Source organism: Streptomyces sp. NPDC006368, assembly GCF_040612535.1.
GTDB lineage: Bacteria > Actinomycetota > Actinomycetes > Streptomycetales > Streptomycetaceae > Streptomyces.
This window is the reverse complement of the sequence record NZ_JBEXQK010000007.1, coordinates 142194-155637: the sequence shown is the minus strand read 5'-3', so window position 1 is coordinate 155637 and position 13444 is coordinate 142194. Positions and strand designations below refer to the sequence as shown.

Below are 13444 nucleotides of genomic sequence, written 5' to 3'. Positions count from 1 at the left end.
TCGGGGGACGTCAGCCCAGCTGCTCCCGCACATGATTCCGCCACTGGCTCGTGAACGCCTCCGGGGTCGTCGACAGCACCTCGTGCAGCGCCTTCTCCACGGCGCCCTCGCGCCGCCCGTGCGCGCCCACCGCCCGGTAGAAGGCCCTCAGCCGCGGTTCGCCCCAGCGGTCGGCGATCATCGCGCAGGCCAGCCGGCCGCCTTCGTAGGCGCGGGCCAGGGCCCCCGCGTCGCCGCCGAAGGAGAAGTCCCGGTCCGACGGGAGCGACGCCGGGGTGGCGCCCGCGCGGACGGCGGCGCGCAGCTCCGGCGCGGCCTCCGCCGCCGAGCGCCCCGCGTCCCGGTAGGCCACCCAGTCGGCGAAGCCCTCGGAGAGCCACAGGGGCGTGGCCGCGGAGGTGTGCACCCGGGTCGCGACGTGGGCGGTCTCGTGGGCGAGCACCATGTCCTGGCCGAACGCCCCGAGCGCCTCGTACGCCTCGGGGTTGACGATCACCCGGTCCGCCGGCGCGTCCGGCCCGCCGCCCGCCTCGCCGGTCGTCACCGCCGCGATCCCCCGGTACCCGGCAGCCGGCGCCCCCAGCAGCGCGCCCATGGCGTCCAGGGAGTCGGGGACCAGGACCACGACGCGCCCGGCCCACCGCTCGGGCCAGGCGGCGGACACCGTGGGCACGGCCCGGTCGGCCGCGGCCGCGACGGCCCTGAGCCGGGCACCGTCCGGGGTCCCGCCGGCGCCGGTGCCGATGACCAGGCTCCGCTTCCCGCGTACGACGCCGACCTGGCCCCGCTCCCAGAACTGCTCGGCGGCGCCCTTCGCCGGCCGGTCGGCCGTCACGTGCCACCGGCCGTCCCGCCGCGCGAGCTCCAGCGTCCGCTCGCCGGTGACGGCGCCGCTGTCGTATCCGGCGACGCGGTAGCTCAGCTCGGCCACCGCGGTCGCCCGGTCACCGTCCCGCCGCACCCGCGTGACGCGGTACGAGAAGGAGCTCAGCGGCACCTCGGCCAGTTCCCGGTCCCGGAGCGCGGCGGCGCGCCGGTCCACGGCGGCCCGGAACGCCCGCGCATCCGACGCCGTACCGGCCGCCGTGTCCGACGCCGCGGCGGATGCCGGACCGGAAGGGGCCGGGGCACCGCCGCAGCCGCCCAGCAGCACGACCAGGCACAGTGCCGCCGTCGCCCGCCTCCGCCCCGCCATCCCCCGATCGTACGGTCAGACCCGTGTGACCGCCGAGACGGGCATCATGCCCACCGGGTCGTAGCGCACGGGCGCGCCGGGGTAGGGGGCGTGGACGACCTGGCCGTTGCCCATGTACATCGCGACATGACTCGCGTCCGACCGGTACGTGACGAGGTCGCCGGGGCGCGCCTCGGAGAGCGGGACGTGCCGTCCGGCGTCGCGCTGGGCCTGCGAGGTGCGCGGGAGGCCGACGCCCGCCTGGGCGTACGACCACTGCACGAGGCCCGAACAGTCGAAGCCGTGCGGCCCGGCGGCGCCCCACACGTAGGGGCGTCCGACCGCGGAGCGGGCCGCGCGGACCGCCGCGGCGGCACGGGCGGAGGCGGCCTCGCCGGAGAGCGGGGGCAGGCCGTCGCGCCCGGAGCGCGAGGCGCGGTCGAAGGCGTCGCGCTCACCGGACGGCAGGGAGTTGAGCAGCGCGCGCGCCTCGGCCAGCTTGCGTTCGACCAGCCGCTTGTGGCGGGCCACGACGGCCCGGCTGCGCTCCAGTTCGGCGAGGTCCCGGGTGGCCTCGGCGCGCTCCTGCCCCAGCAGCCGCTGCGCGCGCCTCAGTTGGGACAGGGCGTCGGCCTGGCGGGCGCTGATGCGGTCGAGGGCGGCGGCCTTGTCGAGGTACGAGTCGGGGTCCTCGGACAGCAGCAGCGCGAGCGCCGGGTCCATGCCCCCCGAGCGGTACTGCGCGCCCGCCACGGTGCCGAGCGCGCCGCGCATGCGGTTGATGCGCTCCTGGCCGCGGGCCACGCTGTCCTGCGCCCGGTCCACCTGCTCGCGCAGCGCGTCGGTGCGCTCGTCCGCCTTGTTGAAGCCCTCGGTGGCGCGTTCGGCCTCTTCGTAGAGCCGGTCGACCTTGGCGCGGGTGAGCTCGGCCGGGTCGGCGGGGGTGGCGTCCGCCGGGGCGGCGCCGAGGGCGGCTGCGGCGGTGGCCGCCGCGGCGGACAGGACGGTGACCGTCGCGCTCCGGGAGAAGCCCGGGGTCGAGGATGACGGGGACCGGCGATGGGACGCCACGAACCGCGCTCCCTTCGGTTGTACGCGGCCGCTGTACGCGGCCACGCTGGTGCGTTGCGCGCCAGACAGTAGTCGGACGGCTACACACAGACCAAAGGCCGCGCCGGGTACCGGAGGGTTCGAACAGCGCCGCCCCACCGGTAGACCGCGAGGTCACCGGCGGGGCGGAGCGTCAGCGTGGGGTACGGCGATTCCCCCGATCGGGGGCGTTCACGGGCGCGTCAGATGCGTACGCCGAACTGGAACGTTCCCAGCCAGTCCATCGACTCGTACCGGACGTACGCGCCGGGCTTCGGCGCGTGCAGGACCGTGTTGTTGCCGGCGTACAGGCCGACGTGCGACAGGCCGTTGAAGAAGACCAGGTCGCCGGGCTTGAGCTGGCTGCGGCCGATCTTCACGCCGTCGTTCTGCTGCGTGTAGGTGGTGCGCGTGAGGCTGACGCCGGCCTGGCGGTAGGCCCACTGCGTCAGGCCGGAGCAGTCGTACGAGTTGGGGCCCTCGGCGCCGGAGACGTACGGCTTGCCGACCTGGGTGTCGGCGGCGGCGAGGGCGGCGGCGCCGCGCTGCGAGGCGGGGACCTCGTTGCCGAGGTCGACGCGCTCGCCGGCCTCGCGGCTGGCGCGCTGCTCCTCCTGCTGCATCTTCGTGCGCTCGGCGGCGGTGAGGGTGTTGAGCAGCTTCTGCGCTTCGGCCAGCTTGCCCTGGAAGGACTTCTTCTTCTCGCCCAGCGTCTTGCGGACGTCCTCGAGGTCGGCGAGTTTCGCGGTGGCCTCGGCGCGCTGCTGGGCGAGGGTGCGCTGCTTGGCCTGGATGGTCTCCAGGACCTCGGCCTGCTTGGCGCTCAACTGGTCGACGGCGGACGCCTTGTCGAGGTAGGTGTCCGGGTCGGAGGAGAGGAACAGCTGGAGGGACGGGTCCATGCCGCCGGCGCGGTACTGGGCGCTGGCCACCGCGCCGATGCTGTCGCGGAGCGTGTTGAGCTCCTCCTGGCCGCGCGCGACCTTGTCCTGGAGCGCGCCGATCTCCTTCTGGAGGTTCTCGCGCCGCTCCTCGGCGAGGTTGTACTGCTCCGTGGCCTCCTCGGCCTCGTGGTGGAGCTTGTCGACCTTGGCCTTGACCTCGCTCTTGCTCGGCTTGGGGTCTGCCTGAGCGGTCTGGGAGGACAGGGCGACGGCAGCGGCGGCAGTCGCGGTGAGGACGGTCACACGAGCGCGGCTCGGCTGCTTGGGACGACGGTGGGACGCCACGGAGGCGAGCTCCTTCTCCTTCGAGAGCCGCCCCGGCCGTCCGGAATCCGCCGTCTGAACACGGCGGAGACGGATGAGGCGGTTCCTTCGCTGTCGCTCCGGATGAGCGATCAACTGCGCGAGGGTTCGAGCAGACCTTAGTGACCATCCTGTGATCGGTTCAAATCCTCATGCGAAAAATCTCGCTCAGGCGCCACTTTATTTACGCGCATTCCACACTGCGTCATGAGCACTTGACGGTACGTTCCACAAAGAGGCCGCGAATACGGGCATTAGACCCAGGAGTTCACGACAGCCGCGAAAGGCGCTTCAGCAACATCAGGGACGCCACCGGCCGCGCACCGGACTTCGCGACGCCGTCGGCGACTTCGCGGTCGGTGGAGACCACCACGACGGGCCGCCCCGGCGGCTCCGCCCGTACCAGCTGCCGGATCAGCTCGTCGGCCGTCACACCCGGCTTGGAGAACAGCACGCGCACCCCCCGCGGCGGCGCGAGGAGCACCGGAGCCGCGAGCTCCGCGCCGTCGAAGACGCAGGTGACCTCGGCGCCCGTACGGGCGGCCAGCGCGGACAGCCCGCCGAGCAGCCGCAGCCGCTGCTTCTCCAGGGGCATCGTCGGATAGCCGGTCTTGGTGACGTTGTAGCCGTCCACGACCAGGTGCGCCTGCGGCAGGGCGAGCAGCTGGTCGAGCAGCGCCGGATCGGTCTCCGACAGGGCGCGGGCCGCGATGTCCTTGGGCGACATGCGGCCCGGCTCCACCGCGTCGACCGTGTCCGCCGGGTGTACGGAGACGGGAGGCAGGGCCAGCTCGCGGCGCAGGCCCTGCGCCGACTCCAGCACGGTGTCCAGGAGCAGACGCAGGCGCATGTCCTCCACCGAGCGCCCCTCACGGGCGGCCCGGCGGCTGGCCTCCAGGGCGGCCTCCGCCTCACCGAGCCGCGCCTTGAGGCGGCGCGTCTCGCTCTCGGCCGCGGAGACCCGGGCGTTCGCCTCGGCCCGGATGGAGTCGATGTCCGCCTGGATACGGCGCAGGGCGGCCTCGCCGCGCTTGACGTCGCTCTGGGCGCTGCGCAGCTTGCGCTGAAGCGATTCGGCTTCCTTGCGGGCCGCGTCCAGCTCGGTACGCAGCCGCTCGGTCTCCGCGCGCGTCTGGGCGCGGGCCTCGGCGAGCTCGGCGCGCAGCCGCTCCAGCTCGCGCCGCACCTCCTCCTCGGCCCGCTCGGCGTCCGCCCGCTGGGCCTCCTCACCGGCGGCGGCGACCAGCTTGGACCACCCGGCCGGGCGCAGCACGTACGCGGCGGCGGCGACGTCGACCGGGTCGGCCGCCGCCGGGACCGCACCGGATTCCAGCGCGCCGGCCAGCTCGGGCTGGGCGGCCTTGACGCGCTCGCCGATCCGCTGCCGGAAGAGCGGGTCGCTCTCCAGGGCGGCGGCCATGGCGTTGCCGGCGAACTTGGCGCGGCGGGTCGGGGTGAAGCGGGCGTACTGCCGCAATTGGGTGGGCAGTTCGGCGACGGTCAGGCCGCCGAAGGCGTCCGAGACGAGCGTGACGACCCGGCGCCGCACCCCTTCCGGCAGCGGGCGGTCGAGCGCCTCGGCGGCGTCACCGGCCGCACCGGCCGGTTCAGCACCGCTGGCGGGCTGCTCCACGATTCCGTCACCCCACTACCCGTCGTTCTCACCCTTGCGGGCCGCCTGTCAGGAATCCTTGGATTCCGCGGATTCCACGGAGGCGGCGTCCGGCCTGTCCACCAGCTCGATCCGGTCCACCGCGTTGCACCAGCGGCAGCGGACCGACTCGATGGTCTCACTGACCACCTCGCGCTCCTCGACCTTCGGCTCACCGGCGAGGTCCAGGTGGACGTACTCGACGACCTTGGAGGAACGCGTCACGTCGAACCGGGTCAGGTTGCCGCAGAGTGTGCAGCGCCAGCGGGTCGTCGCGGTCGGCAGGGGAACCGTCGTCATCGTGCCGTCCTCTTTCCTGGTACGTGGTGCGGGTGCCGGGTGCGAGAAGCCGCGGTGCGCCGTCGGACTGCGGATGCACTGCCCGTAACCCTACGGCCTCACGGGTACCCCTGTGGCGCGGCGAGGCACCCTGCCCCACTCCCTCCGTTTACGTCATGATCTGTCCATGCTGGATCGTCGGGAACCGCGGGGACCGCTGGTGACGTACGGCGTGATCGGCGCGTGCTGTCTGATCTTCCTGATCAGTCCGGTGTCGGGGCTGAACCACGCGTACGGGACGGGTGACGCGCTGCTCGCGGCGCAGGGCGCGCACTTCCGGCGCTGGGGCGTGATCCCCGCCGAGCTGCTGGCCGGCGACGTGGACGCGCTGTCGTCGCCGCTGACCGCGCTGTTCGTGCACGGCAGTTGGCTGCACCTGCTCGGCAACATGCTCTTCCTGTACGTCTTCGGCGCGATGGCCGAGGAGCGGCTGGGGCACGGGGAGTTCGGCCTCTTCTACCTGGTCTGCGGCTGTCTCGCCCTGGTCGCGTACGCGGCGGCGCACGCGCAGTCGCAGCAGACCCTGGTCGGGGGCTCGGGGGCGATCTCGGGGGTGCTGGGGGCGTTTCTGTATCTCTTCCCGCGGGCCCGGGTGACCAGCCTCTATCCGTTCCTGTTCTTCCTGCCGCTGCGCTTCCCGGCCTGGATCGTGCTGATCTTCTGGTTCGTGCTCCAGTGGCTGGCGGCCCGGGGCGCGGGCAGCGGCCCCGGGGTGGCGTATCTGGCGCATCTGGTGGGGTTCGGCCTGGGGTTCCTCTACGCCTGGGTGCGGTTCGGGTGGGGGGCTAGAGTGAAGACCCCAGCAGCGGCCACCGAGGGAGAAGGACAGCCGTGATCACCGCGATCGTGCTCATCAAGACCAGCGTGGACCGCATCCCCGAGATCGCCGAGTCGATCGCCGCGCTCGACAGCGTCAGCGAGGTCTTCTCCGTCACCGGAACGTATGACCTGATCGCCATGGTGCGCGTGGCCAGGCACGACGACCTGGCGGACGTCATCCCGGGCCGCATCAGCAAGATCCCGGGCGTGGAGGCGACCGACACGCACGTGGCGTTCCGCACGTACTCGCAGCACGACCTGGAGGCCGCGTTCGCGATCGGCCTCGACGCGTAACGCCGGCGCCACGAGGACGCGCGCGCCGGCCGGACGCCGGTTTCATGAAGGAGCCTTCATCCTGGGCTCATTCGCCGGAGGGCGCGCTCCACCCAGGATGGGGTCATGGCCTTCACCCATCGCATGGCGACGCTCGCCGCGGTTGTCGCCATCCCACTCGGCATCGCCGCGACCAGCTACACGCTGACCGACTCGCCCGAGGCGCCCAAGGTGCCGCCCGAGGTGGAGCTGGGCGCCACACCACGGCCGGGCGGCGGCGCCTCGTCCCCGGGGGACGGGCCGTCCGGCAGCGCGTCACCCGGCGACCCCTCCCCCGGCAGGACGCCGCCCGGCAGCTCGCTCCCCGCGGGCTCCTCGCCCGCGCACCCCTCGCCCGTCGGCTCGCCCGGCGCGGTACCGCCCGCCCGCACGCCCGCGCCGAGCGGCCCACCGGACGCACCGCCCCCGGCGGGCGGCGCGACGGCGCCGGCCGCGACGCCCACCGACGCCGTGGTGCCGGGACCACCGGCCACCGGCGGGGACGACGACGAAGACGACCTCGGTGACGACGCCTTTGACGACAACTGACCGCCGCGTCTCCGCCCGCGTACGGATCCTGCTCTGGCTGCTGCTCATGATGGCCGTGGCGCTGACCGCCGTCGCGATGACGACCCGCTCCATCCTGCTCCGCGACGTCGACCACCGGATCAGCCAGCTGCTGACGCAGGAGACCCGCGAGTTCGCCAACTTCGTCGACCAGGGCGTGGACCCCGACACCGGCGCCCGGTTCACGGAGCCGCGCCGCCTGCTGGAGGTGTTCCTCCAGCGGCAGTACTCCGACCCCGACGAGGAGCTCCTCGGCCTCACCGGGGCGCCGGGCTCCGCACCGTCCGTGCTGCGCCAGCCCCGGGACACGGCCGGCGCCGCCCTGTACCGCGACCGGGACGCGCTCGCCCGGATCCTCGCGTCGTCCGCGTCCTTCGGCACCCTGCACCGGCCGCAGGGTGACGTGCGCTGGGCCAAGGTGCCCATCGCGCCCGCGCGCCCGCCCGCCGTACCGTCCGCCGCACCGCCCGGCGCGTTCGTCGTCGCCTTCCACGCCGGTCACGAGCAGGCCATCGCCGCCGAGGCGTTCCGTACCCAGCTGGCGATCTCCGGCGTGGCCCTGCTGATGACGACCGGCATCGGCTGGGCCGTCGCGGGCCGCATCCTCGCCCCCGTACGCGTGGTCCGCCGGGCCGCGGCGCAGCTCACCGAGCAGGACCTCACCCGCCGCATTCCCGTCCGGGGCCGCGACGACATCGCGCTGCTCGCCGAGACGTTCAACGCCATGCTCGACCGGCTGGAGCGGGCCTTCGCCGCGCAGCGCCAGTTCGTCGACGACGCCGGGCACGAGCTGCGCACGCCCATCACCATCGTGCGCGGCCACCTGGAGCTCATGGGCGACGACCCGGCCGAGCAGGCGGAGACGATCCGCCTGGTCACCGACGAGCTCGACCGGATGAGCCGTATCGTCGAGGACCTGCTCCTGCTGGCGAAGGCCGAGCGCCCCGACTTCGTCACGCCCGGGCCGGTGCAGCTGGGCGAGCTGACCGCCGACGTGTTCGTGAAGGCCCGGGCGCTGGGCGAGCGGGAGTGGGTGCTGGACGGCGTCGCCGACCGCGAGGCCGAGCTCGACCCGCAGCGCATCACCCAGGCCATGGTCCAGCTCGCCCAGAACGCCGTCCAGCACACCGTGCCCGGCCAGCGGATAAGGATCGGCTCGCGGGAGGCCGACGGCCGGATCGAGCTGTACGTCGCGGACAGCGGACCGGGGGTGCGGACCGAGGACGCCGCCGTGATCTTCGAGCGGTTCCGGCGCGGCACCCCGCGGCGCGGCACCCGCACGAGCGGCGGCGCGGGGCTCGGCCTGTCCATCGTCAAGGCCATCGCCGAGGGCCATCGCGGGCGCGTCGAACTGCGCCCCACCGAGGGCGGCGGGGCCACGTTCGTACTCGTACTGGAAGAGGATCACGACCGGTGAACCGCATTCTGATCGCCGAGGACGAGGAGCGGATCGCCTCCTTCGTCGAGAAGGGGCTGCGCGCCAACGGCTTCACCAGCACCGTCGCCGCCGACGGCGACACCGCCCTGGACTACGCCGTCACCGGCGGGTTCGACCTGATGGTGCTGGACATCGGCCTGCCGGGGCGGGACGGCTTCACCGTCCTGCGCGAGCTGCGCGAGGCCCGGGTGACGCTCCCGGTGCTCGTGCTGACCGCGCGGGACTCGGTGGGGGACACGGTCGCCGGGCTGGAGGGCGGTGCCGACGACTGGATGACCAAGCCGTTCCGCTTCGAGGAGTTACTGGCGCGGGTACGGCTCCGGCTGCGCACCGCCGCCCGCGCGCCCGAGGTGACGGTGTTGCGCAGCGGGGACCTCAGCCTGGACCTGCGCACCCGCCGCGCCCGCGCCGACGCGCGGACCGTGGACCTGACGGCCCGTGAATTCGTATTGCTGGAGCTGTTCCTGCGCCACCCCGGACAGGTGCTGTCACGGGAACAGATCCTGTCCCACGTATGGGGGTACGACTTCGATCCCGGTTCGAACATCGTGGACGTGTACGTCCGGGCGCTGCGCAAGAAGCTCGGCGCGCAGCGGCTGGAGACGGTACGCGGCATGGGGTACCGCATGCCGTAGATGAACTTTCCTTCACAAAGCGCTCATTGAGGGCTCACGGCGCGTCCGGAGACTGGACACCGTGACCCTCTCCCCCAGCCGGGCCGCGTTCCTCGGCGCCGCGCTCGGTGTGTGCGCGCTGCTGGCCATGCCCTCCCGCTTCCCCGGTCTCGGGGCCGACGCGCGCCTGACCCTGGCCGTCTTCGTCCTCGCCACCGTGGCGTGGATCGCCACGTCCGTCGACGACACGTACATCGCGCTGGGCGCGGGCCTCGCCCTCACCGCGACCGGGGTGATCAGCAGCGCGACGCTGTTCGCCACACTGGGCGACGAGACGATCTGGCTGCTGATCTGCGCGTTCGTGCTGGCGGCCGCGGTCACCCGGACGGGTCTCGCCGGGCGGGCGGCGGCCTTCCTGGTCAGCGGCGCCCGTACGGTGCGCCAGCTGGTCCACCTCACCACCGCCGCCCTCGTCGTGACCTCCTTCGCCGTACCCGCCACCTCGGGGCGGGCCGCCCTCGCGCTCCCCGTGTTCCTTGCCCTGGCCCGGGTGCTGGCGGACCGGCGGCGGCTGGTGGTGATGCTGGCGCTGCTCTTCCCGACCGTGGTGCTGCTGTCCGCCGTCGCCACCCTGATCGGCGCGGGCGCCCACCTCATCACCGTCGACGTCCTGTGGGAACAGTCCGGACGGCGGCTCGGGTTCGTGGAGTGGCTGCTGCTCGGCCTGCCGCTCGCGATCGTCTCGTCCCATCTCGCCGCCGAGGCCGTACTGCTCACCACCACCTCGCGCCCCGACCGGCGCGGACCGGTGCGCATCACCGCGGCCGAGATCGAGGCCCACTCCCCCACGCCCGTCACCGGGCCGCTGACCACCGCCGAGCAGCGCTGCGCGCTGCTGCTGGCGACGGTGGTGGTGCTGTGGTGCAGCGAGCCGCTCCACCGGGTGTCACCGGCGGTGGTCGCGCTGATCGGAGCGGTCGTCGCCGCGTCACCGGCGCTCGGCACCGTCCGCCTCAAGGACGGCCTGACCACGGTGCCGTGGCCGCTGCTGCTGTTCATGGCGGCGACGGCGGCGATGGGTGTGGCGCTTTCCGACTCGGGTGCGGCGAGGTGGCTGGTGACGGGGCTGCCGGTGGACGCGCCGCCCTGGCTGTTCCTCGGCGTCGTCGTGGTGGTCAGTACGGCGGCGCATCTCGTCCTGCAGTCCCGGTCGGCCCGGTCGTCGGTGCTCGTGCCGCTGGTGGTGGCCGCCGCCGCGGCGGCCGGCGTCAACCCGGTGACCGCCGCGCTCGCCTCCACCGCCGCGGCCGGCTTCTGCCACACCCTGCCGTCGTCCGCCAAGCCGGTGGCCCTGTTCGCCGACATACCGGACGGCGTACCGACCTACACGCCGCGCGACCTGCTCCGGCTGTCGGCGGTCCTGGCCCCGCTCACCGCGGGCGTGGTCCTGCTCTTCGCCCTGACCGTCTGGCCGCTGCTCGGCGTGCCCGTCCTCCTGGAGACCCCCCGATGACCTGCCGCATCGCCGTCGCGCCCAGCGGCTTCAAGGAGTCCCTGTCCGCACGGCAGGCCGCCGAGTGCATCGCCGAGGGCGTGCTGCGGGTGCTGCCGGACGCCGAACTGGACCTCATCCCGCTGGTGGACGGCGGCGAGGGCACGGCGGAGGCGCTGGCCGCCGCGACGGGCGGCCGGCTCGTGCCGTACACCGCGACCGGCCCGCTCGGCTCACCGGTCGACAGCCACTTCGCGGTGCTCGGCTGCGGCACCGCGGTCGTGGAGATGGCCGCGGTGGCGGGGCTCGCGCTGGTGGACCCGGACCGTCGCGACCCGGGTGCCACGACGACGTACGGCGTCGGCGAACTGCTGCGCGCGGCCCTGGACTCCGGGGCGCGCCGCATCCTGGTCGGCTGCGGCGACTCCGGTACGTCGGACGGGGGAGCCGGCGCGCTCCAGGCGCTGGGCGCCCGGCTCCTGGACGCGGCCGGCCGCGAACTCCCGCACGGCGGACGCGCTTTGGTCCGCCTCGCCGCCATCGATGCGAGCGGACTCGACGCGCGGCTCGCGGGCGCCGAACTCCTGGTGGCGTGCAACCCCTACAACGTGCTGTGCGGCGAGCGCGGCGTGGCCCGCGTCTTCGGCCCCCAGAAGGGCGCGACGCCCGCGCAGGTGGAGGAGTTGTCGGCCGCCCTGGAGCACTGGGCGGGCCTCCTGACGGAGGCGTTCACCCCGGTCGTCGACCTGCGCGGCGCGCCCGGCACCGGCGCGTCCGGGGGCCTGGGCGCGGGGCTCGCGGCGGTCGGCGCCCGGCTGCTGCCGCGCTTCGAGGTGCTGCTCGACGGGCTGGACCTGAGCGCCCGGCTCGCCCGCGCCGACCTGGTGATCACCGGCGAGGGCGCCCTGGACGCCCAGACGGTGCGCGGCAAGATCCCGGGCGAGGTGGCGCGCCGGGCGCGGGAGGCGGGCGTCCCGGTCCTCGCGCTGGCGGGCAGCCTCGGTGAGGGCGCGCACGAGTCGGGCCTGGACGCCTACGAGTCGATCGCCGCCGGGCCCGTACCCCTGCGGGAGGCGCTGGACCGTGCCGCCGAGCTCCTCACGGACGCGGCCGAGCGGGCCCTGCGCACGGTCCTGCTCGGCACGCTGCTGGTCAGCCCCGGTCGGGCACACAACGCCCGTCCTCCGTACGGTAGTTCCACTGCGCCCCGTCCCGCACGAGCTCCTTCACGGCCCGAACGAACCGGTCGACGTGCTCGTCCGGCGTCCCCGCCCCGAAACTGACCCGGATGGCGTTGAGCGCGGTGGTCCCCCCGTCCGGCGCGCCGCACTCGCCGGCGTCCTGCGGGTCGCCGTCCAGCAGGGTGCGCACCAGCGGGTGGGCGCAGAACAGGCCGTCGCGCACCCCGATGCCGTACTCGGCGGACAGCGCGGCGGCGAAGTGCGAGCTGTTCCAGCCCTTCACGACGAACGAGATGACCCCGACGCGCGCGGAGTCGTCGCCGAACAGCGACAGCACCCGCACCTCGGGCACCTCGGCGAGCCCCTCGCGGACCTTCCCGATCAGCTCCCGCTCGCGCGCCACCAGGTTCTCGAACCCGGCCTCGGTGAGCGCCTTGCAGGCGGAGGCGATGGCGTGGACGCCGATGACGTTGGGCGAGCCGGCCTCGTGGCGGGCGGCGGTGGTGTGCCACTCCACGTCCACGCCGCCGGCGCCCTCGCCGCTGACACGTCGGGTCACCTTGCGGGACGCGCCGCCCCCGGCGAGGTACGGCTCGGCGTCCCGCAGCCAGTCGGCCCGCCCGGCGAGGACGCCGGAGCCGAACGGCGCGTACAGCTTGTGCCCGGAGAACGCCACCCAGTCGACGTCCAGGTCGCGCACGGAGACCGGGTGGTGGGGCGCGAGCTGCGCGGCGTCCAGCACGATGCGCGCACCGTGGGCGTGGGCGGCGGCGGCCAGCTCCCGCACGGGCCACAGCTCGCCGGTCACGTTGGACGCGCCGGTCACACAGACCAGCGCCGGGCCGTGGGGGTCGCGGTCGGCGAGGGCACGCTCCAGCGTCTCGACGGCCTGCGCGGGGGTGCGGGGCGCGTTGAGGTAGGTGACCCGGGCGTCCCTCCAGGGCAGCAACGAGGCGTGGTGCTCGGTCTCGAAGACGAAGACCCGGCAGTCGGCGGGCAGGGCGGCGGCGAGCAGGTTGAGCGAGTCGGTCGTCGACCGGGTGAAGACGACCTGGTCGTCCTCCCGGCAGTCCAGGAACTCGGCGACCGTGGCGCGGCTGTTCTCGAACAGGTCGGTCGACAGCTGCGACAGGTACCCGGCGCCCCGGTGCACGCTGCCGTAGTAGGGCGCGTACGCGGCCACGTCGTCCCACACCCGCTGGAGGGCGGGCGCGCTCGCGGCGTAGTCGAGGGCGGCGTAGGTGACCTCGCCACCGGTGACGAGGGGGACGGTGACATCCCGTCCCAGAACGGGCAGGGGGGCGCGGACGGACCGGTCGGCGGCAACGGAGGTGGCGGACATGGCGAACTCCCGTACGAGGCAGGCGAGAACCGCGCGTCGACGCACCGGAAGAGCGCACGGTGCGGCCGCGGCGGAGGGAAAAAGGGGGAACCGAAGGAGGGGCTTCGAGCCCTATCGCATTCGCTTGCTCACGAGACTGCTCCCTTGAGGACCAGGACCCCAGGGGCTGTGACATTCAC

The 13444-nt window shown here is 74.0% G+C and carries 11 protein-coding genes and 2 pseudogenes; 7 read left to right on the top strand and 6 right to left on the bottom strand.

Annotated features, from left to right (window positions below; translation table 11 throughout):
* Positions 1-10: 10 nt before the first annotated feature.
* The 5 genes from ABZZ38_RS08790 to ABZZ38_RS08770 form a co-directional block, all read right to left on the bottom strand.
* Positions 11-1195, bottom strand: a complete 1185-nt coding sequence (locus ABZZ38_RS08790) for a hypothetical protein (protein WP_356737199.1) — start codon at positions 1193-1195, stop codon at positions 11-13.
* 15 nt (positions 1196-1210) lie between these two features.
* Complete coding sequence (locus tag ABZZ38_RS08785) at positions 1211-2245, bottom strand: NlpC/P60 family protein (protein WP_356737196.1); 1035 nt, start codon at positions 2243-2245, stop codon at positions 1211-1213.
* A 221-nt stretch (positions 2246-2466) separates the two neighbouring features.
* On the bottom strand, positions 2467-3492 hold the full coding sequence (locus tag ABZZ38_RS08780; RefSeq protein WP_356737194.1) for an NlpC/P60 family protein: 1026 nt from the start codon (positions 3490-3492) through the stop codon (positions 2467-2469).
* Between the two features lie 286 nt (positions 3493-3778).
* On the bottom strand, positions 3779-5143 hold the full coding sequence (locus tag ABZZ38_RS08775; protein WP_356737192.1) for an NYN domain-containing protein: 1365 nt from the start codon (positions 5141-5143) through the stop codon (positions 3779-3781).
* Positions 5144-5191: 48 nt separating this feature from the next.
* The gene (locus ABZZ38_RS08770) at positions 5192-5461 is read right to left on the bottom strand and encodes a hypothetical protein (RefSeq protein ID WP_356737190.1); all 270 of its coding nucleotides are present in this window, start codon (positions 5459-5461) and stop codon (positions 5192-5194) included.
* Between the two features lie 166 nt (positions 5462-5627).
* Here ABZZ38_RS08770 and ABZZ38_RS08765 point away from each other — a divergent pair, with 166 nt between their 5' ends.
* The 7 genes and pseudogenes from ABZZ38_RS08765 to ABZZ38_RS08735 all read left to right on the top strand — a co-directional run.
* Positions 5628-6335: a rhomboid family intramembrane serine protease gene (locus ABZZ38_RS08765; RefSeq protein WP_356737188.1), complete on the top strand. Its 708-nt coding sequence runs from the start codon at positions 5628-5630 to the stop codon at positions 6333-6335.
* Entirely contained in the window at positions 6332-6613 is a 282-nt protein-coding gene (locus ABZZ38_RS08760; RefSeq protein ID WP_356737186.1) for an Lrp/AsnC ligand binding domain-containing protein, read from the top strand. The genes ABZZ38_RS08765 and ABZZ38_RS08760 overlap by 4 nt, the downstream gene beginning before the upstream one ends.
* 105 nt (positions 6614-6718) lie before the next feature.
* A pseudogene (locus tag ABZZ38_RS08755) lies at positions 6719-6976 on the top strand (small hydrophilic protein); the annotation flags it as partial.
* Positions 6977-7226: 250 nt separating this feature from the next.
* The gene (locus ABZZ38_RS08750; RefSeq protein WP_356737293.1) at positions 7227-8615 is read left to right on the top strand and encodes a HAMP domain-containing sensor histidine kinase; all 1389 of its coding nucleotides are present in this window, start codon (positions 7227-7229) and stop codon (positions 8613-8615) included.
* Positions 8612-9271, top strand: coding sequence for a response regulator transcription factor (locus ABZZ38_RS08745; protein ID WP_356737184.1), 660 nt, complete (start codon positions 8612-8614; stop codon positions 9269-9271). The genes ABZZ38_RS08750 and ABZZ38_RS08745 overlap by 4 nt, the downstream gene beginning before the upstream one ends.
* A gap of 61 nt (positions 9272-9332) precedes the next feature.
* Entirely contained in the window at positions 9333-10763 is a 1431-nt protein-coding gene (locus ABZZ38_RS08740; protein ID WP_356737182.1) for an SLC13 family permease, read from the top strand.
* Positions 10760-11902, top strand: a pseudogene (locus ABZZ38_RS08735) (glycerate kinase); the annotation flags it as partial. The gene ABZZ38_RS08740 and the pseudogene ABZZ38_RS08735, both read left to right, overlap by 4 nt.
* Here the strand turns inward: ABZZ38_RS08735 and ABZZ38_RS08730 are convergent.
* On the bottom strand, positions 11895-13265 hold the full coding sequence (locus ABZZ38_RS08730) for an aminotransferase class V-fold PLP-dependent enzyme (protein ID WP_356737291.1): 1371 nt from the start codon (positions 13263-13265) through the stop codon (positions 11895-11897). The pseudogene ABZZ38_RS08735 and the gene ABZZ38_RS08730 sit on opposite strands and share 8 nt — an antisense overlap.
* Positions 13266-13444 lie beyond the last annotated feature (179 nt).

Excerpts from the sequence above, each read along its gene's own strand:
- ABZZ38_RS08730 (WP_356737291.1), bottom strand. The coding sequence starts at position 13,265 with ATGTCCGCCACCTCCGTTGCCGCCGACCGGTCCGTCCGCGCCCCCCTG.
- ABZZ38_RS08790 (WP_356737199.1), bottom strand. The coding sequence starts at position 1,195 with ATGGCGGGGCGGAGGCGGGCGACGGCGGCACTGTGCCTGGTCGTGCTG.
- ABZZ38_RS08750 (WP_356737293.1), top strand. The coding sequence starts at position 7,227 with ATGATGGCCGTGGCGCTGACCGCCGTCGCGATGACGACCCGCTCCATC.
- ABZZ38_RS08770 (WP_356737190.1), bottom strand. The coding sequence starts at position 5,461 with ATGACGACGGTTCCCCTGCCGACCGCGACGACCCGCTGGCGCTGCACA.
- ABZZ38_RS08765 (WP_356737188.1), top strand. The coding sequence starts at position 5,628 with ATGCTGGATCGTCGGGAACCGCGGGGACCGCTGGTGACGTACGGCGTG.